The sequence below is a fragment of the Geodermatophilus sp. SYSU D01106 genome, from assembly GCF_054049995.1.
Genome location: NZ_JBJGYM010000011.1, coordinates 117,829 through 140,739, shown reverse-complemented (window position 1 = coordinate 140,739; position 22,911 = coordinate 117,829). Strand labels below are relative to the sequence as shown.

Genomic DNA, 22,911 nt, shown 5'->3' with positions numbered 1-22,911 from the left:
ACGGTGGGACCCGTCACACGCCCACGGCGTGGAAGCCGCCGTCGACGTGCACGATCTCGCCGGTGGTGGCGGGGAACCAGTCCGAGAGCAGCGCGACGACGGCCTTGCCGGCGGGCTCGGTGTCGGTGACCGACCAGCCCAGCGGCGCGCGGCCCTCCCACGCCTCCTCGAACTGGGCGCTGCCCGGGATGGACTTCATGGCCATGCTGCGCAGCGGGCCCGCGGCGACGATGTTCGAGCGCACGCCGTCGGGGCCGAGCTCGCGGGCCACGTAGCGGCTGACCGACTCCAGCGCCGCCTTGGCCGCGCCCATCCAGCCGTAGACCGGCCACGCCACCGAGGCGTCGAAGGTGAGCCCGACGACCGAGGACGGGTCGGCCAGCAGCGGCCGGCAGGCCTGGGTGAGCGAGGCGTAGGACCACGACGACACCTGGAACGCGGTCGCCGCGTGCTCCCAGGCGACCTCGGGGAAGCCCTCCCCCATCGCCTCCTGCGGCGCGAAGCCGATGGAGTGCACGACGCCGTCGAGGCGGTCGAGGCCGGCCTCGCGCAGCCGGCCGGCCAGGGACGCCAGGTGCTCGGGATCCGTCACGTCGAGCTCGACGACGGCCGCCTCCTGGGGCAGCCGCTTGGCGATCCGCTGGCACAGCGACAGCGCGCGGCCGAAGTTCGACAGCACGACGGTGGCGCCCTGCTCCTGGGCGATCCGCGCGGTGGCGAAGGCGATCGACGCCTCGGTCAGCACGCCGGTGACGAGGACCTGCTTGCCCTCGAGGATCCCGCTCATCAGTGCCCCATCCCCAGTCCGCCGTCGACCGGGACGACCGCCCCGGTGACGTATCCGGCCGCGTCGCTCGCGAGGAAGCGGACGACGGCGGCGATCTCGTCGGCCTCGGCGTACCGGCCCAGCGGCACCTGCCCGAGGATCTCCTGCTGCCGCTTCTCGGGCAGCTCCGCGGTCATGTCGGTGCGCACGAAGCCGGGCGCGACGACGTTCGCGGTGACGTTGCGGCTGCCGAGCTCGCGGGCGATCGAGCGGGCGAGGCCCACGAGGCCGGCCTTGCTCGCCGCGTAGTTCGTCTGGCCGGCCGAGCCGAGCAGCCCGACCACCGAGCTGATGAAGACGATCCGCCCCGACCGGGCGCGCACCATCTTCGGCACCGCGCGCTTCGTGACGCGGTAGGCGGCGGTCAGGTTGGCGTCGAGGACGTCGGCGAAGTCGTCCTCCTTCATGCGCATGAGCAGGCCGTCGCGGGTGATCCCGGCGTTGCTCACGAGCACCTCGACGGGGCCCTGGTGCTCCTCGACCTCGGTGAAGGCCCGGTCGACGGCCTCGGTGTCGGTGACGTCGCACTGCACGCCGAACAGCCCGTCGGGGGCGCCGCTGCCGCGGTGGGTGACCGCCACGGAGTCGCCCTGCTCGGCGAAGGAGCGGGCGATGGCCAGCCCGATCCCCCGGTTGCCGCCGGTCACCAGCACCGACCTGCCCACGTGCACCCCCTGCGCCGACGTCCTGTCCAGGGGACGAACCTAGTCGCTGGACGCCGGTCACACCCGGCCGGACGGGGAGCGCCGGTCAGTCCCGGCCGGCCGCCCGCCGCAGCAGCCCCGCCACCTCCGGGGAGGCGGCGTGCTCCCCGGCCCGCAGGAACGACTGCTGCAGCACCTCGTCGAGGCGCTCGCGCGCCATCATGTCCGCGCCCATGACCTCCTGCTCGGCCGCGCCGGGGGTGAACACGACCGTGCGGATCCCGGCGGCCTCCAGCGCCCGCACCTCCCGCACGAGCTGCCGCTGGGCGTAGCGGCGCATGGCGGCGGCGAGGTCCTGCCGCCACCCGGGCGAGCCGCTCATGGGCGCGACGACCACGACGACGTCGACGCCGGTGCCGCGCAGCACCGCCGCGTTGGTGGCCGAGTGCACGCCGCCGTCGACGTAGGCGTGCCGGCCGATCTGCACCGGGGCGAAGTAGCCGGGCACCGCGCAGGAGGCGGCGACGGCGAGGTGCACCGGCGCGGGCGGCGACCCGGGCCGGCCGAAGACGACGCGGCGGCCGTCGCGGCGGCGCACCGCGGTGATCCACAGGGACTCGGGCCAGTCCGGGCCCTCGACCTCGCGGAGCGCGCCGAGCTGGGCCACGACGTCGTGCCGGCCGGGCGCGAGCAGGGTCATGCCGGCGGCCAGCGGGCGGAAGCGCCACGGGCGGGCCAGCGCGCGGGCGACCAGCGGCGGCCCGGGCAGCCGCATCGGCCGGCGCAGCACGTCGAGCGGGCGGAACGGCGCGAGCTCGGGGACCTCGGCGCTGGCGATGGTGCGCAGCACGCCGTCCTCGCCGGACAGCGGCGCCTTCACCGTCCAGGCCGCGAGGTCCTCCGGGGAGACCCCGGCGCGCAGCAGGGTGCCGGTGATCGAGCCGGCGGAGGTGCCCACGACGACGTCGGCGGTGCGGGCGTCCCACCCCGCGTCGTGCTGCAGCACCGCCAGCACCCCCGCGTGGTACGCCTGCCCGACCACGCCGCCCCCGCCCAGCACCAGCCCCACCCGCGCCACGGGAGCAGGGTCGCACGCACGGCCGGCCCGCCGTCCCGTCCCTACGCTGGCGGGATGTTCCTCCTCTTCGGGTTCGGCACCAAGCAGAAGGTCCTCGGGCCGGGCGAGGTCCGCACCTGCCCGCGCTGCGGCAACACGACGCAGTGGACGCGCATCCGGCAGTTCCGCCAGTTCTCGCTGTTCTTCGTGCCGGTCGCGCGGTGGCGGCGGGAGACGCTGGAGGTCTGCGGGGTCTGCGGCACCGCCGTGCAGGTCTGAGCCGCCGGACCGGGCTCAGCCGAGCAGCGCCAGCGTCTCCGCGACCGGCCCGGCGGTGAGCAGACCGCTCCCGGCGGCGAGCTCGCCCGCGGCCGGCCGCAGCGCCGCCACCGCCCGCGCGGCCAGGTCCCGGTCGCCGGTCGCGACGGCGGCCCGCCCGGCGAGCACCCACAGCGCCTCGAGCAGCAGCCCGGGCGGCGGGCCGGGCAGCCCGCGCAGCACCGCGACCGCCTCGGCGGCCTCGGCGTCGCGGCCCTCCGCGAGCAGCACGTGCGGCCGCACCCAGGGCGCGTACGGGCCGGCGTCGCCCTCCTCGCGCGCTAGCTCGCCGCGGGCGACCCGCAGGCAGGTCAGCGCCAGCGGCACCAGGCCGGCGGCCACCCCGGGCATCCCGGAGCCGGCCACCCGCTCCAGGGCGGCGCGCAGCGCGTCCTCCGGGCCGCCGCCGGCCACGTCCCGCAGCGCCCGCCACGCGCCGGTGAACACCGCGGCCAGCGGCCGCTCCCCGGCGACGGCGAGAGCGTCGAGGACCGCGGCGTGCCCGGCGGCGCCGTCGAGGTCGCCGAGCGCGGTGCGGGCCTGCAGCCGCACGAGGTGGCCGAGGACGAGGGCGTCGTCGAGGCCCGCCCGCTCCGCGAGCGCCACCACCTCCGCGCCGGTCGCGTCGCGGACGGCGGCGAGCCCCGCGCGGTCGCAGGTGTGCAGGTAGACCGCCCCGAGCGCGGAGGCGAGCAGCGCGGGGTCGCCGGTCGCGCGGGCGATCTGCTCGGCGGCGCGGGCGGCGGCCGGCCCGCGGTCGCCGGGCAGCCCGCGGGACTCCACCGCGACCGTGGTGAGCAGCCGGGCGCGCAGCGGGGCGGGGGCGTCCTCCGGCAGCCGGCGCAGCGCCCGCTCCGCCGCGGCGACGAGCCGGTCCGAGCCCTCCGGGTCGTCGGAGCGCGGCCACACCGAGGGGACGTCGAAGCTCCCGACGACGCGGGCGACCAGCAGCGGGTCGCCGGTCTCCTCGGCCGCGGCGACCGTGGCCAGGCGCTGCTCGCGGGCGGCGGTGAGCCCGGCCGCGCCGCTGACGGCGAGCGCGCGCAGCAGCGTCACCGACGTCTCCAGCCGCGCCCGGGAGCCCGGCGCGACGGCGCCCTCCCAGCTGCGGGCGGCCCGCGCCCACACGGTGTCCTCGGCCCGCCGGTCCAGCGCCGGGTCGCGCCGCAGCACCCGGGCCTCCAGGTCGGCGAGCCGGCGCCCCGGGTCGAGGCCGAGCTCGCCGGCCAGTCGGGCGCGGGCGCGGCGCAGCACGGCGAGGGCGTCGGGCGCCCGGCCGGCGCGGTAGAGGGCCAGCGCGAGCAGCCGCCAGCCCTCCTCCCGCCACGGCGAGCCGGTGACGTGCGCGTCCAGCCGCGCGACGGCGTCGGCCGGGCGGTCGAGGTCGAGCAGGGCGGCGGCCGACCGCTCGACGGCGGTGGCGTGCAGCTCGGCCCACCGGGCGCGGTCGGGCGCCGCCCACGGCCGGTCGCCGACGTCGGCGAGCGCCGGGCCGCGCCAGGCGGCCAGCACCGCCTCCAGCGCGGGCAGGTCCGCGGGGCCCGCGAGCGTGCGCTCGACGTCCTCGGCGTCCACGGCGACGCCGCGCAGCGCGTAGCCGGGGCCCTCGGTGACCAGGATCCGGGCCGGCGTGCGCGGGGGGCGGTCGGGCTCCAGGGCGCGGCGCAGCGCCGCGACGAAGGTGCGCACGGCGGCGACCGCGCCGTCGGGCGGGACGTCCCACAGGTCGTCGACGAGCACCGGCACCGGGACGACGCGGCCGCGGGCGACCACGAGGCGGGCCAGCAGCTCGCGGTGCCGCGGCCCGCCCAGGGGCAGCGGCCGGCCGTCGGCGTCCCGGGCCTCGACGGGCCCGAGCACGCCGATCCTCGTCGCGCTCATCGATGTCGCGCTCATCGATCGCTCATCGGCCGCGCCGAGGGTGGCCGCCATGACCCCCATGACCCCCGACATCCCCGGCTGCACCCGCACCCGCGTCCCCGGCACCGACGGCGTCGAGCTGTCGGTCGCCGTGCTCGGCAGCGGCCCCGCGCTGGTGCTGCTGCACGGCTTCCCGCAGACCTCGCTCATGTGGCGGCTCGTGGCCCCCGCGCTGGCCGCCGACCACACCGTCCTCTGCCCCGACCTGCGCGGCTACGGCGCCAGCGACGCCCCCGGGGTCACCGGCCCGGACACCTACAGCGCGCGCACGATGGCCGCCGACGTCGTGGCCGCCGCCCGCGCGCTGGGCCACGAGCGGTTCGCCCTGGCCGGCCACGACCGCGGCGCGCTGGTGGCGGTGCGCGCGGGCCTGGACTCCCCCGACGCCGTGACCCACCTGTGCTCCCTCGACGTGCTGCCGACCCTCGACTCCTGGGACATCCTCTCCGGCGTGCGGGCGTCGGTGGCCTGGCACCTCTACCTGATGGCCCAGCCCCCCGGCCTGCCCGAGGCGATGATCACCGCCACCGCCGACGCGTTCTTCGGCTCGTTCCTCGACGGCTGGGGCCGGGAGGATCTGTTCCCCGCCGACGTGCGCGCCGAGTACCTGCGCGCCTCGCGGGAGCGGGTGCCCTCGATCGTGGCCGACTACCGGGCCAGCGCCGGCGTCGACCTCGAGCACGACGCCGCCGACCGCGCGGCCGGCCGCCGGCTGACCATGCCGGTGACCGTGCTGCAGCAGGACTGGGGCGCCGCGCTCGGCTTCGACGCGGCGGCGCTGTGGCGGGCGTGGGCGCCCGACCTCGACCACCGCACCGTCGCGGCCGGCCACTTCATGGCCGAGGAGGCGCCGGACGTCGTCGTCGGGGCGCTGCGCGACCTGCTCGCGCGCTGACCCGGCTCAGCCGGCCGTCGCGGCCCGCCGGGCGCGGGCGGCGGCGGCCAGCTCGTCGAGCAGCGCCTCGGTGGTGGGCAGGTCGACGCAGGAGTCGGTGACGCTCACGCCGTACTCGAGCCGCTCGGGGTGGGCCTGGTCGAGGTCCTGGCGGCCCTCGGCCAGGAAGCTCTCGATCATCACGCCGCGGATCGCCCGCTCCCCGCCGGCGACCTGGCCGGCGAGGTCGGTGACGACGGCGGGCTGGCGGCGGTGGTCCTTGCGGCTGTTGCCGTGCGAGGCGTCGACGACGAGCACCTCGGGCAGCCCGCGCGCGGCCAGGCGGCGCCGGGTGTCGGCGACGTGCTCGGCGGAGTGGTTGGGGCCGTCGGCGGTGCCGCGCAGGATGACGTGGCCGGTGTCGTTGCCCGTCGTCGACAGCTGCGCGGACACCCCGTGGGAGTCGACGCCGAGGAACTCGTGCGGGGCGCGGGCGGTGAGCACCGCGGAGATGGCCGAGTCGACGCTGCCCTCCGGCGAGTTCTTGAACCCGACGACGGAGGAGAACCCCGACACCCGCTCGCGCGCGGTCTGGTCGGTGACGTTGCGCGCCCCGACGCCGTTGTAGGTGACCAGGCCGTTGACGTACTGCGGGGTGAGCGCGTTGAGCGGCTCGGCGGCCACCGGGACGCCGAGGCCGGTGATCGCGCCCATGAGCATGCGGGTGGCGACCAGGCCGACGCTGATCCGGCTCGACCCGTCGAGGAACGGGTCGTAGGCAAAGCCCTTCCAGTCGACCTCGGTGCGCGGCTTCTCGGTGTAGGTGCGCATGACGATCTCGAGGTCGGCGCCGTGCCGCTCGCGCATGCGGGCGAGGAAGCCGGCGTACTCCAGCGCGGCGGCGGGGTCGTGGATCGAGCACGGGCCGGCGATGACGGCGAGCCGGTCGTCGGCGCCGGTGACGACGTCGGTCATCGCCCGCCGGCCGGCCGCCGTCGTCGCCGCGGACGCCGCGGTCAGCGGCACGACGGCGGCCACCGCGGCCGGGGTGACGACGACGCTCAGGCCGGTGATCCGCGCGTTGACCAGGCCGGTGACGTCGGCGGCGTCCTCCGGCCCGACGCCGACCTGGCGCTGCACGCCGGGCAACAGCTCGGCGAGCGTGGCGTCGATCTGGGCGTTCACGCGGGTCTGGACGTCGAGCAGCAGGTCGGCGACCCGCGTCGCCTCGGCCAGGATCTGGTCAGCGGGGATCGGGGGGCTCCTCGGGCGGTGCGGCTGCGCCGCGCGGGGAGCGCGGCCGGGTCGGTCGGTGCAGCCGTCGAGCCAACCACATGCGCGGCGCGTCCCGGCCGGGCTCCCGGGCGGAGCGGGCCCGCCGCCCTACCGTCCGCGGTCGCGATGGTCACGACGTCCCTGGTCGAGCACGCGGCGCTGGTGCCGGTGGCGCTGCTCCTGGTGCTCGCCGGCTGCACCGGCACCGGGTGGCTGCTGCTGCGCCGCCGGCCGCACGACCGCCGCACGCCGGGGGCGCTGGCGCTGCTGGGCCTGCTCCCGGTGGTCGCGCTGACGCTGACGCCCACCCCGCGGCGCGCGTTCGAGACGTGCGCGGTGCAGCTCTCCCTGCCGTCCCCGGGCAGCGTCGAGCTCCTCGCCAACGTCGCGCTGTTCGTCCCGGCGGTCTTCTTCGCCGCGCTGGCCACCCGGCGTCCGGTGGCGGTGCTGCTCGCCGCGGTGGGGGCGTCGGCCGCCGTCGAGGCGGTGCAGGCCGCGCTCCCGGCGCTCGGCCGTTCGTGCGACACGAACGACCTCGCGATGAACGCCGCCGGGGCGGCGCTGGCCGCCGCCCTGGCCGCGGGCACGACCGCGCTGGCCGCCCGGCGGTCCCGTGGGCGTTCTTGACTCGTTCAAGGAAAGCCGTGAGGATGGCGCCGTGCCGGACGCCGCGGAGCTCGAACGCGTGCTGCGCTCGGCGGGCCTGCGGGTCACCCGCCCCCGCCTGGCCGTGCTCGACGCCGTGCACGCGCACCCGCACGTCGACACCGAGACGCTGATCGCCGCCGCCCGCGCCCGGCTCGGCGCGGTGTCGCACCAGGCGGTCTACGACGTCCTCGCCGTCCTCACCGAGCGCGGCCTCGTGCGGCGCATCCAGCCGCAGGGCTCGCTCGCGCGCTACGAGGCGCGGGTGGGCGACGACCACCACCACCTGGTCTGCCGGTCCTGCGGCGCCATCACCGACGTGGACGGCGCCACCGGCGACGTCCTCTGCCTCACTCCCCCGGTCGGCGGGGGCTTCCTCGTCGACTCCGCCGAGGTCTTCTACTGGGGCCGCTGCCGGTCCTGCGCGACGACCCCGGCCGACCTGCCCGATCCCCGAGCACAGAGAGGTACGCCGTGAGCACCAGTCCCGAGGACACCGCGGGCGTCAACGAGCCCAAGCCGTACGACACCACGACCAGCCCGGTCGGCACGTACGAGACCGAGAGCCCGGCCAGCGAGAGCCAGAACCCGGTCATCCCCTCGCCGGTCAACGAGACCGGCCACCGCCCGCGCAGCAACCGCGACTGGTGGCCCAACCAGGTCGACCTCACGGTGCTGACCAAGACCTCGCCGGACTCCGACCCGCTCGCCGGCCTGGACTACAAGGCCGAGTTCGCGAAGCTCGACGTCGAGGCGGTCAAGCGCGACCTCGTCGAGGTCATGCGCACCTCGCAGGACTGGTGGCCGGCCGACTGGGGCCACTACGGCCCGCTGTTCATCCGCATGTCGTGGCACGCCGCCGGCACGTACCGCATGGCCGACGGCCGCGGTGGCGGCGGCGAGGGCGGGCAGCGCTTCGCCCCGCTCAACAGCTGGCCGGACAACGCCAACCTCGACAAGGCCCGCCGCCTGCTGCTGCCGGTCAAGCAGAAGTACGGGCGCCGCCTGTCCTGGGCCGACCTGCTGGTGCTCGCCGGCAACGTGGCCCACGACGACATGGGCCTGCCCACCTTCGGCTTCGCCTTCGGCCGCGAGGACAAGTGGCAGCCCGACGAGGTCTTCTGGGGCCCGGAGGACACCTGGCTCGGCGACGAGCGCTACGCCGGCGACGACCCGCTCGACCTCGAGGCGGGCAACCTCGCCGCCGTCACCATGGGCCTGATCTACGTCAACCCCGAGGGTCCGAAGGGCAGCGCGGACCCGGTCGCCTCGGCGCACGACATCCGCGTCACCTTCAGCCGGATGGGCATGAACAGCGAGGAGACCGTCGCGCTCATCGCCGGCGGCCACACCTTCGGCAAGACGCACGGCGGCGGTGACCCCTCGCTGGTCGGCCCGGAGCCCGAGGGCTGCCCGGTGCACGGCAACGGCCTGGGCTGGATCAACCAGAACGGCACCGGCAAGGGCGCCGACACGATCACCAGCGGTCTCGAGGGCGCCTGGACCCCCAACCCCACCCAGTGGGACAACGGCTACTTCGACATGCTGTTCGGCTACGACTGGGAGCTGACCCGCAGCCCGGCCGGCGCCAAGCAGTGGCAGCCGAGCAACCCCGAGGCGCAGGAGCTCGTGCCCGACGCGCACATCGCGGGCAAGAAGAACCCGCCGATGATGACGACGGCCGACATGGCGCTGATCAAGGACCCGGAGTTCCGCGCGATCTCCGAGCGCTTCCACGCCGACCCGGAGTACTTCGCCGACCAGTACGCGCGGGCCTGGTTCAAGCTGCTGCACCGCGACATGGGCCCCAAGAGCCGCTACCTCGGCCCGGACGTGCCGGCCGAGGACCTGCTCTGGCAGGACCCGGTGCCCGCCGTCGACCACGAGCTGGTCGGCGAGGCGGAGATCGCCGACCTCAAGGCCCGCCTGCTGGCCTCGGGCCTGACGGTCCCGCAGCTCGTGCACACCGCGTGGGCGGCGGCGTCGTCGTACCGCAAGACCGACAAGCGCGGCGGCGCCAACGGCGGCCGGCTGCGGCTGGAGCCGCAGGTCGGCTGGGCCGTGAACGACGGCGTCGCCGACGTCATCCCGGTGATCGAGCGGGTCAAGGAGGAGTTCGAGCGCGAGACCGGCAAGCGGGTCTCCTTCGCCGACCTCGTCGTCCTCGGCGGGTCCGCGGCCGTGGAGAAGGCCGCGGCGGACGCCGGCGTGCCGGTGACCGTGCCGTTCTCGCCGGGCCGCACCGACGCGACCCAGGAGACCACCGACACCGACGGCATGAAGTGGCTCGAGCCGCGCGCCGACGGGTTCCGCAACTGGGTCAAGCCGGGCAGCAAGCTGGCCCCGGAGACGATGCTCGTCGACAAGGCCTTCATGCTCGACCTGTCGGCCAAGGAGATGACGACGCTGGTCGGCGGCCTGCGCGTGCTCGGCGCGAACAGCGGCGGCACGCGGCACGGCGTGTTCACCGAGCGGGTCGGCGTCCTGTCGCAGGACTTCTTCCGCACCCTGCTCGACCTGGGCGTGCAGTGGCGGACGTCGGCCGACTCCGAGGACGTCTACGAGGCGCTCGACGCCGAGGGCGCCGTCGTGCGCACCGCCACCGCGGCCGACCTCGTGTTCGGCTCGAACTCGATCCTGCGCGGCATCGTCGAGGTCTACTCCTCCGACGACGCGGCGGAGCTGTTCGTGCGCGACTTCGTCGCCGCGTGGACGAAGGTCATGGAGCTCGACCGCTTCGACCTGCGGTAGTCGCTCCTCCCCCTCCGGGTGCCCCGGTCCGCGTGCGCGCGGGCCGGGGCACCCGTGCGTCCGGGGCCGTCCAGGGGCCGGCTCAGAGCCGCAGCGCGGTGCGCACCAGGTCGGCGACGGCCCGCGACCGGCTGTGCGGCGGCCAGGCGACGAGCGTGGTGACCTCCTCGGCGTCCACGACCGGCACGGCGACGACGTCGTCGTGCAGCTGGGCGCGGACCGAGTCGGGCAGCACGACGTGCGTGCGGCCGAGCGAGACCAGCTGCAGGAGCTGGGTGTGGCTGTGCACCTCCGGACCGGGACCGGGTGCGTAGCCGCCGTCGGGGCCGGGCCAGCGCGGCGCCGGCAGGCCGGGGACGTCGGCGAGGTCGGCGAGCCGGAGCTCGCGCCGGGTGGAGAGGGGATGGCCGGCGGGCAGGAGCGCGACCTGTCCCTCGGTGGCCAGCTCCTCGACGTCGAGGCCGGTGGTGTCGTCGAAGGGGCGGTGCAGCAGGGCGACGTCGGCGCGCCCGGTGCGCAGCAGCCGCCCCTGCTCGCCGGGGCCGCACAGCACGACGTCGACCGGCACGGACCCGGGCTCCGCGGCGTAGGCCGACAGCAGCTTGGCCAGCAGCTCGGCGGAGGCGGCGGCCTTGGTGGCGAGCACGACCTGCGGCCGGCCGGCGTCCGCGACGGCGCGGCGGGTGCGGTGCTCGGCGGCCTCCACCGCGTCCAGGGCGGCGCGGGCCTCGCGCAGGAGCACGACGCCCGCGTCGGTCAGGGCCACCGAGCGGCTGGTGCGGTGCAGGAGGGTCGCGCCCAGGCGCCGCTCGAGCGCGCCGATCGCCCGGGACAGGGGCGGCTGGGCGATGCCCAGCCGCTGCGCCGCCCGGCCGAAGTGCAGTTCCTCGGCGACGGCGACGAAGTAGCGCAGCTCCCGCGTCTCCACGACCGGGCCCAACGCCGGGAGCCCGCCGATCCATACCGCCGCGGTATCGGCCGGCACCGAGACGGTGTTGGACGGCCGCGCCGCCCGCGCCGAGGCTCGACGGCATGGCAGAGACGAGGACCGCGCTGGTCACGGGCGCGAACAAGGGCATCGGGTACGAGATCGCGGCGGGGCTCGGGGCCCTCGGCCACCGCGTGGGGGTGGGGGCGCGCGACGACGCCCGCCGGGAGGAGGCGGTGGCCCGGCTGCGGGCGGCCGGCGTCGACGCGGTCGGCGTGCCGCTGGACGTCACCGACGACGCGAGCGTCGCCGCCGCGGCCGAGCTGCTCGCCGACCGCTTCGGCCGGCTGGACGCGCTGGTGAACAACGCCGGCATCACCGGGGGCATGGACCAGAGGCCGACCACCGTCGACCTCGACGTCGTCCGGACCGTCGTGGAGACCAACGTGCTCGGGGTGATCCGGGTGACCAACGCGATGCTGCCGCTGCTGCGCCGCTCGCCGTCGCCGCGGATCGTCAACGTGTCCAGCGGCGTGGGGTCGCTGACCCGCCAGTCCGGGCCCGACGGCGAGCTCACCACCGGGCCGGTCGCGGTGGCCTACTCGCCGTCGAAGACGTTCCTCAACGCGGTGACGGTGCAGTACGTCCGCGAGCTGGCCGGTACGGGGATCCTGGTCAACCTCGCGTGCCCCGGCTACGTCGCCACCGACCTCAACGGCTTCCGCGGCGTGCGCACCCCCCAGCAGGGCGCGGCGACGCCGATCCGGCTCGCCACGCTGCCCGACGGCGGGCCGACGGGCGGGTTCTTCGAGGACGCCGGCACGGTTCCCTGGTGACCGTGGGGCGCCCGTGACGGGTGGGGCGTGGCGCCGTCACGGGAGGCGGTGGCGTGCGCACCATGGGCGCGTGCCCGCCCGACCGGACGCCGTCGCGGCCCTGCCGGCCGCCCCGGGCGTCTACCGCTTCCGCGACGGCGGCGGGCGCGTGCTCTACGTCGGCCGGGCCACCCACCTGCGCTCGCGCGTCGGCTCCTACTGGGGCGACCTGCGCGACCGGCGGCACCTGCGGCGGATGGTCGGGCGGGTGACCCGGATCGAGGCGCTGGAGTGCGACTCGGTGCACGAGGCCGCGTGGGCCGAGCGCAACCTGCTGGAGCGCTCGCTGCCGCCGTGGAACCGCATCGCCGGCGGCCTGGAGGTGCCCGTCCGCATCCGGCTGGACGCCTCGCCGGACGCGCCGCGCCTCGACGTCGTCTCCGACCCCCGGCCGGGACCGGACGTGCGCCTGTTCGGCCCCTACCTCGGCGCCCGGCGGGTGCGCGCGGCCGTCTCGGGGCTCGGCCGCGTGTATCCGCTGACCCACGCGGGCACGGCGGGCAGCGCCGCCGCGCGCGAGCTGGCGCGGGCCCGGGGCGGGCGGGACACCCCGGTGCCCGAGCTCGCCGCCGCGCTGACCGCGGTGCTCGACCGGGAGCCGGCCGCGGTCGCCGCCGCCGTGGCGGCGCTGTCCGCCCGGCGCGACACCGCGGCGCAGGCGCAGGCCTACGAGGCGGCCGCCCGCCTGCAGGAGGAGATCGAGGCGCTGCGGTGGGTGGTGGCGCCGCAGCGGGTCACCGCGGCGGAGGGCCGGGCCGACGGTGACGTCACCGGCTGGACCGGCGAGGTGCTCGTCCGGCTGCGCATCCGGGGCGGCCGGGTACGCGACTGGGACCAGGAGCCCTGCACGCGCGCGTCGCCGGGGACGCGCGCGCCCGCGGGCTGGGGGCCGTTCCTCCGCCGCAACGCGGAGCTGGCCGCCCGGCTCGTCGCGCTGCCCGTGACCTGAGCGGCGCGCCCGGTCAGGCGGGGCGCGTCCCGACGAGCGAGGCGAACGCGATGACGTTGTCCTCGTAGCTGCCGACGCCGCTGTCGAAGGCCCCGCCGCAGGTGATCAGCCGCAGCTCGGGGCCGTCGGTGTTGCCGTAGACCTCGATGGTGGGGAACTCGTCCTTCGGGTGCCGCTCGACCCGGTCGACGGCGAACACGGCGACGGTCCCGTCCTCCCGGGTGACCTCCACCTCGTCGCCCGGCTCGAGCGCGCCGAGGTCGTAGAAGACCCCCGGCCCGTACTCCGCGGAGTCGACGTGGCCCAGCAGGACGGCCGGGCCGACGGCGCCGGGGGCCGGGCCGGGGCTGTACCAGCCGGCCCGGTCGTCCCGCTCGAGCGGCGGCACCTCGACGGTGCCGTCGTCGTTCAGCCCGAGGTCCATGAGCTCGCTGGTGACGCCGATCGCCGCGACCGACACCGACACCGGCGCCGCGACCGGGGCGGCCCCGGCGGTCCCGCCGGCCCCGGCGGCCGGTGCGGACGACTCGGCGGGTGCGGGAGGGGCGGGCTGCGCCGTCCCGGAGGACGGTGACGACGTCGCGCCGTCGTCACCGGCGCCGGCGGCGGGCTGCGGTGGGGACTGCTGCCCGGTCGTCGCGACCACGAGGGCGACGACGCCCACGACCGCCAGGGCGAGGGCGGCGAGGAGCCAGGTGCGGGGGGAGCGGCGGGACGTCACGGGGTCCTCCGGGTCTCGGGGCGCCGGGCGGGGCCGTGCCGCGCGGGGGTCCTCCCCCGCGCGGCACGGCGGGCCGTCAGGCCTGGTCGGCGGCCTGGCGACGGCGGGCGGCGACGGTGCCGGCCGCGGCCGCGCCGACGAGGGCGACGGCACCCACCGCGAGCGCGGCGTGCTGCTCGGTGCCGGCCGTGGCGCCGCCACCGGTCTCGGCGCCACCGCTCGGCGCGGCGCCCATCTGCGACGCGGCGAGCGGGCCGCAGGCGGCCGGGGCGGTGGCCTCCATCGGCAGCGACGGGTCGAGGTCGCTCATGACCGTGCCGTCGTAGGTGCCGCTGCCGTCCTTGTCGACGCCGTGCAGCACGAGCACGGCGGTCCCGGCCTCGAACGACGCGGCGACGTCGGGGGTGACCTCGAGCGTGCGCTCGTAGGAGAGCTCGCCGTCGGTCGGGAAGCGGTCGATGGCCAGCCCGCTGTCGGGGCTCGTGTCACCGGTGGTGGTCAGCGAGGTCCCGATGGCGCCGTAGTCCTCGGTCGCCTCGGTGACGCTGACCCAGCCGTCGCCGTTCTCGTCGTCGTCCGGCGTCGGGCAGGCGCCGGCCGCGCCGAAGTGGAAGTGCTGGGCGTGCGGGGCGCCCTGGAGCAGGCCGGAGGCCTCGATCATCACCGTGGCGGTGGTGCCGTCCAGGGTGACCATCGCGGTCCCGGTGGCCCCGGAGTCGTTGAGGGAGCCGAGGTCGGCCTGGTAGCTGTGGCTGCCCTCGTGGGCGGAGGCGCCGGTCGCGGTGAGCAGCGGGAAGGCCGCGGCCGCGAGGGCGACGGTGGGGAGTGCGAGTGCCTTGCGCATGGGTTCTCTCCTCGGTCGGGGTGCACCGCCGCCCGGCGGGCGAGGGCTGTCCGGGGCTGGTCGTTGCGCTCCCGGACGGGGCGACTCCCGCGGTGCGCGGGGCCGTGGGACGAGCCCGGGGAAGGGCTCCGCAGGGACGGGTCCACCGCGCTCGCCTCGGAGCCGGTCACCGTCCGCAGGTGGTGTTCGCAGGCCGGCCCGGATCCGGTTCACCCCGGTCTCCGGCAAGCCGGATCGGGGTCGCGGTGCGAACACCGGGCATGGACAGCGACGAGCGCACCGGGCCGGCTCGTCGGGTGCTCGCGGGAGTGGCCGCGGTGCTCGTCGGGACGGCGGCCCTGCTCGGCATCGGCATGCCGGCCGCCTCCGCACACGACGCGCTGGTCTCGGCGACACCGGCCGACGGGGCGTCGCTGGGCGCCGCGCCCGCCGCCGTGGAGCTGCGGTTCAGCGGCGACGTGCAGGAGCTCGGCGCCGAGCTCGTGGTCACCGGACCCGACGGCGCCCGGGTCGGCGACGGCGTCCCCTCGGTCTCCGGCCCGACGGTGAGCCTGCCCCTCCCGGGCGACCTGCCCGCCGGCACCTACGCGGCGACCTGGCGGATCGCCTCCGCCGACGGGCACCCGGTCAGCGGCACCACCACCTTCACCGTGACGGGAGGCGCCGCGCCGGGCGGCACCACGGGGGACGGCGCCACGGCGGACGGCGCCACGGGGCACGGCGCCACGCCGATCCAGGGAGCGGCCGCCGCCCGGCCGGTCGGGTCCGGCTCCTCGACGCCGTGGCTGGCCGGGGGCGCGGCCGCCGTCCTCGTCGTCGCGGCCGCGCTGGCCGCCGTGCAGCTGCGCCGCCGCCGGTGACCGCGCTCCTCCCCCGCCCGGCCGCAGCCCCGGCCGAGCGGACGCGGCGGCCGGTCGCGGGCCTCACCGCGACCGCGGTCCTCGGGCTGGGCGCCGTCCTGGTCCTCGCCCTCGTCGTGGGCGGGGCGGCCACGACGGGGTCCGGGTCCGGTGCGGTCGTGGAGTGGGGGCTGCCGGTCGCGACGCTCGCCGTCCGGGTCGCCGCGCTCGGGACCGTCGGCGCGCTGCTGTTCGCCGCCGTGCTGGTCCCCGGGCGGGTGCTGCCGCGGGCCTCGCGGCGCGCCGTCCGCGCGGCGTCGTGGTGGGCCGCGGCGTGGACCGTCGCGGTCGTCGTCGAGGCCGCGCTCACGCTCGCCCGGCTGGTGGGCGTGCCGCCGTGGGCGCTCGGCGCGGAGTCGGTGCGCGCCTTCCTGACCCAGGTGCCGGCCGGCGACGCCGCGCTGGGCGCCGCGGCCGCCGCCCTGGTGGTCGCGGTGGGCGCCCGCCGGTGCGCGGGGTCCCCGGCCGCGCGCGTGCTGCTCGCGGTCGCGGGCGTCGGCGTCGTCGTGCCGGCCGTGCTCACCGGTCACTCCGCCGCGGCCGGGGACCACCTGGCGTCGACGGCGGTCCTGACCGTGCACGTGGTGGCGGCCGCCGTGTGGGTGGGCGGCCTGCTCGCCGTCCTGCTGCACGGCCGGGACCCGGCGGTCCTGACCCGCGCCGCTCCCCGCTTCAGCGCGCTGGCCCTGGGCTGCGCCGCCGTCGTCGGGACCACCGGGCTGCTCGCGGGCTGGTCGGCGCTGGACCGCGGGACCGGCCTGCTCGCCGGCCTGGGGTCGGGCTACGGGCTGCTCCTGGCCGGCAAGGCCGGGGCGCTGGCCGTCCTGGTCGCCCTCGGCCGGCACCACCGCCGCCGCACGCTGCCCCGGCTGGCCGAGGGCCGGCCCGGCGCGTTCCGCCGGTTCGCCGCGGCGGAGGTCGCCGGGATGCTCGCGACCGTCGCGCTGGCCGTGGCGCTGGCGGCCTCGCCGCCGCCGGCCGCGGCCGACGGACCCGCCCCGGCGCCGGCCGCCGCGGGAGCCGGGGCCGCCGCGCCGGGCGGTCCGGCTCCGTCGTCCGTCCACGACCACGGGGACCTCTCGGTGCCCGTCCTCGTCGACCCGACGGGCTTCACCGTCACCGGTCCCGTGCGGGCGGGCTCCGTGGTGACCGTGCACAACCCGACGGGCGCCGCGGTCACGGTCACCGCCGACGACGGGTCCTTCGACGCCGAGATCCCGGCCGGGAGCCTGACGTCCTTCCCCGCGCCGGAGCGGCCGGGCACCTATCCGTTCACCAGCAGGTCCGACCCCTCCTTCACCGGCGTGCTCGTCGTCGGGTGACGCGCCGCCGGCCTCCCGTGCCCGCCGGGTGCCGGAGGCGCTCCTGCGGCAGGCTGGCCCGGTGGGCGAGGCGGAGCTGCGGGGCCTGGTGCGGTGGCGGGTCGAGGACGTCCCGCCGGAGAGCCGCGCCGGGCGGGTGCTCGGCGGCCTGCTGCACGCCGTCTCCGCCGTGGTGACGCTGGGCGCCGACGCCGCCGGGGGCGCGCGCCGCCCGGACTGGAGCGTGCCCGCGGACCCCGCCGCGTACCTCGGCCTCGGCGCCGTCCGGCTGCGGTGGCCGGCCTCCGCCCGGGCCGAGCCGGTGGCGGCCTCGCGGGAGGGCGTGTGGGCGGTGCCGCCGGGCCGGCCGCCGCGGGAGCTGCCCGTCCGGTCCTGGCGGGTGGTCGGCGCGGTGCCGGCCACCGGGTCGCGCCGGCCTCGCCACGCCGACGCCCCGTGGCGGCTCGAGGTCGCCGACGGGACGGCGACCGGCACGCTCGACGGCGCCTGGCTCGCGCTCGCCTGGATCGGCACCCTGGCCGGCTGGCCCGAGCCGCCGGCCGGCGACGGGAGCTAGACGGACGGGTCGCTCTCCGGCACGTCGGTGGGGACCACCTCGGCCACCTCCGCGTCCTCGCCGGACAGTCCCCTCGCCCGCTCGTGCTCGTCGTGGAAGGCCAGCCAGCGCATCCCGAGGGCCTCGCGCTGCCCGTCGTCGACGGCCTCCCGGAACGGCGGGAAGAAGTCCGTCTCCTCCTCGGCCATGTGGTCGGCGTTGACCTGGCGGGCCGCGTGCACCGCCTCCCACCACGGCTCGCTGCCGACCTCGTGCTCCCCGACGGCGGCCGCGGCGTGGCGGATCTCGTTGTGGTCGTGCACCCCCTCCGCCGTCTCCTCCTCACCGTCGGCCTCCTGGGCGAGCAGCGGGTAGAACAGCTGCTCCTCGGCGACGGCGTGCACCTCCAACCGGGCGTGCAGCGCCTCCCACGCGGCGGCGAGCTCGGGGCCGGACAGGTCGTCGAGGGCGGCGAACTCGCGGCGGAAGACCTCGTGCTCGGCGAGGACGAGGGCGGTGATCTCGAAGTCGGACACCCGGACCGGCTACCCGGTCCGGACGCGTCCCAGCCGCGGGCCCGGACGACATCGACCCGGACGGCATCGACCCGGACGGCCGTCTCGGCCACGATGACCGGCGCCGTCCCTCTCCTCCCCTGGAGCGCACCGTGCGAGAGCTCAGCGCCGCCACGACCGTCGCCGCGCCGCCCGCCGTCGTCTGGCGGGTCCTGACCGACACGTCCGCGTACGGCGCCTGGAACCCGTTCGTCCCCGAGCTGACCGGGCAACTGCGGGTGGGGCAGCGGCTGCGGGTGCGCATCGTCCCGCCCGGCGGCCGCGGGATGACGTTCCGCCCCACCGTCACCGCCGTCGAGGAGGAGCGGGAGCTGGCGTGGCTCGGCCGGCTGGGCGTGCCCGGCCTGTTCGACGGCACCCACTCCTTCACGCTGACGCCGCGGGCGGACGGCGGCACGGACCTGCTGCAGCGGGAGGTGTTCCGCGGTGTCCTGGTGCCGCTGGTCGCGGGCACGCTGCGGCAGACCGAGGCCGGCTTCCGGGCGATGAACGAGGCGCTCCGGAGCCGCGCGGAGGACCTGGCCGGACGGGCGGACGCCACCGGGTGACACGGCGCCAGGACACGCCGGAGTTCACCGGGACGACCCGCGCCGGACTCCCGCGGAACACCCGGCGCCACTGGGATGGGGCGCGCTCCGGACCGCGTCCGGCAGCGCTCCCCCTTCCCGAGACCGACGGAGGCGCCCCGTGCCCACCATCACCACCGACGACGGCACCGAGATCTTCTACAAGGACTGGGGCACCGGTCAGCCGATCGTCTTCAGCCACGGCTGGCCGCTGTCGGCCGACGACTGGGACGCGCAGCTGATGTTCTTCCTGGCGCAGGGCTACCGGGTCATCGCCCACGACCGCCGGGGGCACGGCCGCTCGACCCAGACGAGCGACGGGCACGACATGGACCACTACGCCGACGACCTGGCCGCACTCACGGCCCACCTCGACCTGCGCGAGGCCGTGCACGTGGGCCACTCGACCGGCGGCGGCGAGGTCGCCCACTACCTCGCACGGCACGGGGAGGACCGCGTCGCGAAGGCCGCGCTCATCAGCGCCGTCCCACCGATCATGGTGCAGACCGACGCCAACCCCGGCGGGCTGCCCAAGAGCGTCTTCGACGACATCCAGACCCAGGTGGCCACGAACCGCTCCGCGTTCTACCGCGACCTGCCGTCAGGGCCGTTCTACGGCTTCAACCGGGACGGCGTCGAGCCGGTCGAGGCGATCATCGCCAACTGGTGGCGGCAGGGGATGATGGGCGGCGCCAAGGCCCACTACGACGGCGTCGTCGCCTTCTCCCAGACGGACTTCACCGACGACCTGAAGAAGATCACCGTCCCCGTGCTGGTGATGCACGGCGACGACGACCAGGTCGTGCCGTACGAGGACTCCGCGCCGCTGTCGGCGGAGCTGCTGCAGAACGGGACGCTCAAGACCTACGCCGGCTTCCCGCACGGCATGCCGACCACGCAGGCCGAGACCATCAACGCCGACCTGCTCGAGTTCATCCGCTCCTGACGCCCGCCGCCCGCCCGGCTCCCGGCCGACGGGAGCCGGGCGGAACACGGGCCCCGTCCGGGGAGTTGCGCGGGATGCAGGACCAGACAGGGAGGCAACACGTGACCACCGAGACCGCGATCCTCGCCGGCGGCTGCTTCTGGGGCGCGCAGGAGCTGCTCCGCAAGCGCCCCGGGGTGCTCTCCAGCCGCGTCGGGTACTCCGGCGGCGACACCCCCAACGCCACGTACCGCAACCACGGCGACCACGCCGAGGCGGTCGAGATCGTCTTCGACCCGGCGGTGATCTCCTACCGCGAGCTGCTGGAGTTCTTCTTCCAGATCCACGACCCGTCGACGAGGAACCGGCAGGGCAACGACGTGGGCCGCAGCTACCGCTCGGCGATCTACTACACCAGCGAGGAGCAGCGCCAGGTCGCGCTCGACACCATCGCCGACGTCGACGCCTCGGGCCTGTGGCCCGGGAAGGTCGTCACCGAGGTGGAGCCGGCCGGCGCGTTCTGGGAGGCCGAGGAGGAGCACCAGGACTACCTGCAGAAGATCCCCTACGGCTACACCTGCCACTGGGTGCGGCCCGACTGGGTGCTCCCGCGCCGCGAGGCGCAGACCGCCTGACGCGAGGGGACGGCCGGCCCGCCGAGCGCGGGCCGGCCGTCCTGCGTCCGGGCCCCGGCGTCAGTCGCGCGGCACGGCCCCCAGGAGCAGGGTCCGGATTGCCCGCTGCAGCGACTCCTGCGGGTCCGCGTGCAGGACGGCGAGCTCCGGCTCGGCCTCGTAGGCGGCCCGCACGCCGGGCGGCGGCGAGCTGTAGGGGGCCAGAGGGCACCGGCCAGGACCAGCGCGTGGAAGCAGAACACCTCCGCGGCCTCGCCGAGCTCCGGCACGTACCGGCGCAGGAGGTCGGCGCCGGCGGCGAGCCGGCGCAGAGCCGTGCGCTTGTTCGGCACCAACCACCTCGGGCACTTCGCGCTCACGGCGCTCTTCCTCGACCGGCTGCTGCCCGTGCCCGGTTCCCGCGTGGTCACGGTCAGCAGCGTCGGCCACCGCATCCGCGCCGCGATCCACCTCGACGACCTCCAGTGGGAGCGCTCTTACTCGCGGGTCGGCGCGTACGGGCAGTCGAAGCTCGCCAACCTGATGTTCACCTACGAGCTGCAGCGCCGGCTCGCGGCCCGCGGCCCGCGGCGACCGTCGCGGTGGCCGCCCACCGGGGGTGGCGGACACCGAGCTGGTGCGCAACTCCCCCACCGCGCTCCGGGCGCCGGTGGAGCTGCTGGCCCCGCTCCTCACCCAGCCGCCGGCCATGGGCGCGCTGCCGACGCTGCGGGCCGCGACCGACCCGGCCGTGCTCGGCGGGCAGTACTACGGCCCGGGCGGTCGCGGCGAGGTCCGCGGACACCCGCGCCTGGTCACCTCGAGCCCGCAGTCCTACGACCTCGCCGTGCAGCGCCGGCTGTGGGCCGTCTCCGAGGACCTGACGGGCGTGACCTCCCCGGTCTGACCCGCACCCACCGGGGCCGGGACGGCGGAACTATGGCCTCCCTGCGTGCGAGCCGTGCAGATCACGGTGTCCGGTGGCCCCGAGGTCCTGGACGTCGTCGACCTCCCCGAGCCCGTCCCCGGCGACGGCGCGCAGCTCTGGGGGGCTCCCCGTCGGCGCGCAGCACGCCCCCGTGTGCACGTCCGCGCCGTGCTTGGATGCCCGCACCGTCTCCCGGGGCCGTCGGAGTTCTCCACCACGTGGACCGCCCCGGCCTGTCGCAGAGGGAGCCATGCCGTGCACCCCGCCCGCCCGACGACCGCGACGCCCTGATGGACCTCGACGACCTGCACGGCTTGCCCCTCTTCTCGGGGACCGACGACGACCAGCTGCGCACGCTGCTGGCCGTCGGATCGGAGGTCCGGTTCGAGGACGGGGACGTGCTCTTCCAGGAGAACCACCCGGCCGAGCACTGGTGGGTCCTCCTGGAGGGCAGGGTCGAGCTGGTACGTCACCTCGGCACCGACGAGACGCGGCTGGGCGCCATGGACGTCCCGGGGCGCTGGGCAGGCGGGTTCCGCGCATGGGACGAGCACGGCGCCTACCTCGCCACCGGCCGGGCCGCGACCGGCGGCCGCGTCCTCCGGGTACCGGCGGAGGACCTGCGCACCCTCTGGAGCGCCCACTTCCCGCTCGGGCTGTCCCTCGCGGAGGGCGTGTCCCGGTCCGCCAGGAACTACGAGACGATGGCTCGGCAGAGAGAGGCCCTGGCGGCCCTGGGCACGCTGGCCGCCGGCCTCGCGCACGAGCTGAACAACCCGGCTGCTGCCGCGGTCCGTGCGGTCGACGCGCTCGGTGAGGCGCACGTCAGGATGTCCTCCGCCCTGCGCGGGCTGGCCGCGGTCACGGTCACGGCGGACGGGTTCGCCCGGTTGGACGCACTCCGCGAGGAGCTCGGGAACGGACCGCCCGTCGATCCCGTGACGCTCGCGGATCGTGAGGACGAGCTCGCGGACTGGTTGTCCCGGCGCGGCGTGGCCGACGCGTGGCAGTCGGCGCCGGCGCTCGCCGAAGCCGGTGCCGACACCGAGTGGTGCGAGCGCCTCACCGAGGCGCTCGGGCCCACGGGGCTCGGACCTGGGTTGGAGTGGGTCGCGAGCACGTTGTCCGCAACCACCTTGCTGGGCGAGGTCGACGAGGCCACGCGGCGCATCTCCGACCTCGTCTCCGCGGTCAGGTCCTACGCCCAGCTCGATCGCGCCGCGGTGCAGCAGACCGACGTCGCGGAGGGGTTGGAGAGCACCCTGGCCACGCTCGCCCACCGCATCCCCCCGGAGGTGTCGGTCGTGCGCGAGTACGGCACACCGGTCCCCCGCATCACGGCGCTACCCGCCGAGCTCAACCAGCTCTGGACGCATCTCATCGACAACGCACTGGACGCCATGCACGGTCGCGGGACCCTCCGGGTCGCCACGCGGGCCGACCGGGCCGAGGTGGTCGTGGAGATCACCGACACCGGCACGGGCATGTCCCCCGAGATCCGGCAGCGCGCCTTCGAGCCGTTCTTCACCACCAAGGGCGTGGGCGAGGGAACGGGCTTGGGGCTGGACTTCTCCCGTCGCATCGTCGAGCGGCACCGCGGCGAGATCAGCATCCGGAGCCGGCCGGGCGAGACGGTGCTGTGCGTCCGCCTTCCCGTCACGGGCGCCGGGAGTCCCGGGGAACCTCCGACCCGCTAGCCGTACCGCGGTCTCGGCCGGACAGGTCCCGGCCCGGGGTCCCGCCGGGCCACCCGCTCGGCCAGCGCCCGGCAGACACGTCCCGTCGATGTCCTCGCGTTCGTCCACCATGGGGAACAGCCGGTCGGTGGAACGGCGCCCATCCGAGCGACCTCGGGCAGGGGCACCCGTACACGCCTGGTCGGATCTCACGGGACGAGCCTCGACGAGCTGCGGGGCAGGG

24 protein-coding genes are annotated in these 22,911 nt (G+C 76.8%); 15 read left to right on the top strand and 9 right to left on the bottom strand.

The genetic code is table 11. From position 1 onward, the window contains the following. Window positions 1-13 precede the first annotated feature (13 nt). The 3 genes from fabI to ACI78R_RS13740 all read right to left on the bottom strand — a co-directional run bounded on the left by fabI (window position 14) and on the right by ACI78R_RS13740 (window position 2,548). Window positions 14-787, bottom strand: a complete 774-nt coding sequence (gene fabI / locus ACI78R_RS13750; RefSeq protein ID WP_457041123.1) for an enoyl-ACP reductase FabI — start codon at window positions 785-787, stop codon at window positions 14-16. Continuing rightward, window positions 787-1,491 (bottom strand): 3-oxoacyl-[acyl-carrier-protein] reductase, encoded by a 705-nt coding sequence (fabG, locus tag ACI78R_RS13745; protein ID WP_073420760.1) that lies wholly within the window; start codon window positions 1,489-1,491, stop codon window positions 787-789. Before fabG ends, fabI begins: the two co-directional genes overlap by 1 nt. 85 nt (window positions 1,492-1,576) lie before the next feature. Further along, window positions 1,577-2,548: a patatin-like phospholipase family protein gene (locus ACI78R_RS13740; RefSeq protein WP_073420225.1), complete on the bottom strand. Its 972-nt coding sequence runs from the start codon at window positions 2,546-2,548 to the stop codon at window positions 1,577-1,579. A gap of 54 nt (window positions 2,549-2,602) precedes the next feature. Here ACI78R_RS13740 and ACI78R_RS13735 point away from each other — a divergent pair, with 54 nt between their 5' ends. Further along, on the top strand, window positions 2,603-2,806 hold the full coding sequence (locus ACI78R_RS13735; RefSeq protein WP_073420226.1) for a zinc-ribbon domain-containing protein: 204 nt from the start codon (window positions 2,603-2,605) through the stop codon (window positions 2,804-2,806). Between the two features lie 15 nt (window positions 2,807-2,821). Here ACI78R_RS13735 and ACI78R_RS13730 read toward each other — a convergent pair whose 3' ends face one another. Further along, window positions 2,822-4,741: a BTAD domain-containing putative transcriptional regulator gene (locus ACI78R_RS13730; protein WP_457041122.1), complete on the bottom strand. Its 1,920-nt coding sequence runs from the start codon at window positions 4,739-4,741 to the stop codon at window positions 2,822-2,824. Window positions 4,742-4,775: 34 nt separating this feature from the next. Here ACI78R_RS13730 and ACI78R_RS13725 point away from each other — a divergent pair, with 34 nt between their 5' ends. Continuing rightward, window positions 4,776-5,660, top strand: coding sequence for an alpha/beta fold hydrolase (locus tag ACI78R_RS13725; RefSeq protein ID WP_457041121.1), 885 nt, complete (start codon window positions 4,776-4,778; stop codon window positions 5,658-5,660). A gap of 6 nt (window positions 5,661-5,666) precedes the next feature. Here the strand turns inward: ACI78R_RS13725 and ACI78R_RS13720 are convergent, their stop codons facing one another. Continuing rightward, window positions 5,667-6,824: a 3-deoxy-7-phosphoheptulonate synthase gene (locus ACI78R_RS13720; protein WP_457041120.1), complete on the bottom strand. Its 1,158-nt coding sequence runs from the start codon at window positions 6,822-6,824 to the stop codon at window positions 5,667-5,669. A gap of 216 nt (window positions 6,825-7,040) precedes the next feature. On the opposite strand from ACI78R_RS13720, the gene ACI78R_RS13715 reads away from it, so the two are divergent. From ACI78R_RS13715 to katG, 3 genes are read left to right on the top strand one after another with little or no spacing between them, the layout of a single operon-like run. Next, the gene (locus tag ACI78R_RS13715) at window positions 7,041-7,541 is read left to right on the top strand and encodes a VanZ family protein (RefSeq protein WP_457041119.1); all 501 of its coding nucleotides are present in this window, start codon (window positions 7,041-7,043) and stop codon (window positions 7,539-7,541) included. Between the two features lie 31 nt (window positions 7,542-7,572). Continuing rightward, complete coding sequence (locus tag ACI78R_RS13710) at window positions 7,573-8,037, top strand: Fur family transcriptional regulator (protein ID WP_457041118.1); 465 nt, start codon at window positions 7,573-7,575, stop codon at window positions 8,035-8,037. After that, window positions 8,034-10,310 (top strand): catalase/peroxidase HPI, encoded by a 2,277-nt coding sequence (katG, locus tag ACI78R_RS13705; RefSeq protein WP_083628565.1) that lies wholly within the window; start codon window positions 8,034-8,036, stop codon window positions 10,308-10,310. Before ACI78R_RS13710 ends, katG begins: the two co-directional genes overlap by 4 nt. An 82-nt stretch (window positions 10,311-10,392) precedes the next feature. On the opposite strand, the gene ACI78R_RS13700 is transcribed toward katG, so the two are convergent. Beyond that, window positions 10,393-11,238, bottom strand: a complete 846-nt coding sequence (locus tag ACI78R_RS13700; RefSeq protein ID WP_457041117.1) for a LysR family transcriptional regulator — start codon at window positions 11,236-11,238, stop codon at window positions 10,393-10,395. Window positions 11,239-11,342: 104 nt separating this feature from the next. Between ACI78R_RS13700 and ACI78R_RS13695 the strand changes: the two genes are divergently transcribed. Further along, window positions 11,343-12,074: an SDR family oxidoreductase gene (locus tag ACI78R_RS13695; protein WP_073420230.1), complete on the top strand. Its 732-nt coding sequence runs from the start codon at window positions 11,343-11,345 to the stop codon at window positions 12,072-12,074. Window positions 12,075-12,144: 70 nt separating this feature from the next. Further along, the gene (locus ACI78R_RS13690) at window positions 12,145-13,062 is read left to right on the top strand and encodes a hypothetical protein (RefSeq protein WP_457041116.1); all 918 of its coding nucleotides are present in this window, start codon (window positions 12,145-12,147) and stop codon (window positions 13,060-13,062) included. Window positions 13,063-13,075: 13 nt separating this feature from the next. Here the strand turns inward: ACI78R_RS13690 and ACI78R_RS13685 are convergent, their stop codons facing one another. Both ACI78R_RS13685 and ACI78R_RS13680 read right to left on the bottom strand, forming a co-directional pair. Beyond that, complete coding sequence (locus tag ACI78R_RS13685) at window positions 13,076-13,783, bottom strand: class F sortase (protein WP_457041115.1); 708 nt, start codon at window positions 13,781-13,783, stop codon at window positions 13,076-13,078. Between the two features lie 76 nt (window positions 13,784-13,859). Further along, on the bottom strand, window positions 13,860-14,627 hold the full coding sequence (locus ACI78R_RS13680) for a hypothetical protein (protein ID WP_457041114.1): 768 nt from the start codon (window positions 14,625-14,627) through the stop codon (window positions 13,860-13,862). Between the two features lie 260 nt (window positions 14,628-14,887). On the opposite strand from ACI78R_RS13680, the gene ACI78R_RS13675 reads away from it, so the two are divergent. From ACI78R_RS13675 to ACI78R_RS13665, 3 genes are all read left to right on the top strand, one after another. Then, window positions 14,888-15,487 (top strand): copper resistance CopC family protein, encoded by a 600-nt coding sequence (locus tag ACI78R_RS13675; protein ID WP_457041113.1) that lies wholly within the window; start codon window positions 14,888-14,890, stop codon window positions 15,485-15,487. Continuing rightward, window positions 15,484-16,848, top strand: coding sequence for a CopD family protein (locus tag ACI78R_RS13670; RefSeq protein WP_457041112.1), 1,365 nt, complete (start codon window positions 15,484-15,486; stop codon window positions 16,846-16,848). Before ACI78R_RS13675 ends, ACI78R_RS13670 begins: the two co-directional genes overlap by 4 nt. Before the next feature lie 61 nt (window positions 16,849-16,909). Continuing rightward, window positions 16,910-17,404: a hypothetical protein gene (locus ACI78R_RS13665; protein WP_457041111.1), complete on the top strand. Its 495-nt coding sequence runs from the start codon at window positions 16,910-16,912 to the stop codon at window positions 17,402-17,404. On the opposite strand, the gene ACI78R_RS13660 is transcribed toward ACI78R_RS13665, so the two are convergent. Then, complete coding sequence (locus ACI78R_RS13660; RefSeq protein ID WP_457041110.1) at window positions 17,401-17,919, bottom strand: hemerythrin domain-containing protein; 519 nt, start codon at window positions 17,917-17,919, stop codon at window positions 17,401-17,403. The two genes, ACI78R_RS13665 and ACI78R_RS13660, sit on opposite strands and share 4 nt — an antisense overlap. 131 nt (window positions 17,920-18,050) lie before the next feature. Here ACI78R_RS13660 and ACI78R_RS13655 point away from each other — a divergent pair, with 131 nt between their 5' ends. The 5 genes from ACI78R_RS13655 to ACI78R_RS13635 all read left to right on the top strand — a co-directional run bounded on the left by ACI78R_RS13655 (window position 18,051) and on the right by ACI78R_RS13635 (window position 22,688). Continuing rightward, window positions 18,051-18,506, top strand: coding sequence for an SRPBCC family protein (locus tag ACI78R_RS13655; protein WP_457041109.1), 456 nt, complete (start codon window positions 18,051-18,053; stop codon window positions 18,504-18,506). A gap of 139 nt (window positions 18,507-18,645) precedes the next feature. Further along, entirely contained in the window at window positions 18,646-19,470 is an 825-nt protein-coding gene (locus tag ACI78R_RS13650) for an alpha/beta fold hydrolase (protein WP_457041108.1), read from the top strand. A gap of 101 nt (window positions 19,471-19,571) precedes the next feature. Next, window positions 19,572-20,084 (top strand): peptide-methionine (S)-S-oxide reductase MsrA, encoded by a 513-nt coding sequence (gene msrA, locus ACI78R_RS13645; RefSeq protein ID WP_245794523.1) that lies wholly within the window; start codon window positions 19,572-19,574, stop codon window positions 20,082-20,084. Window positions 20,085-20,682: 598 nt separating this feature from the next. After that, window positions 20,683-20,970, top strand: a complete 288-nt coding sequence (locus tag ACI78R_RS13640) for a hypothetical protein (RefSeq protein ID WP_457041107.1) — start codon at window positions 20,683-20,685, stop codon at window positions 20,968-20,970. Between the two features lie 311 nt (window positions 20,971-21,281). Continuing rightward, window positions 21,282-22,688 (top strand): ATP-binding protein, encoded by a 1,407-nt coding sequence (locus ACI78R_RS13635; protein WP_457041106.1) that lies wholly within the window; start codon window positions 21,282-21,284, stop codon window positions 22,686-22,688. The last annotated feature ends 223 nt before the right edge of the window (window positions 22,689-22,911 follow it).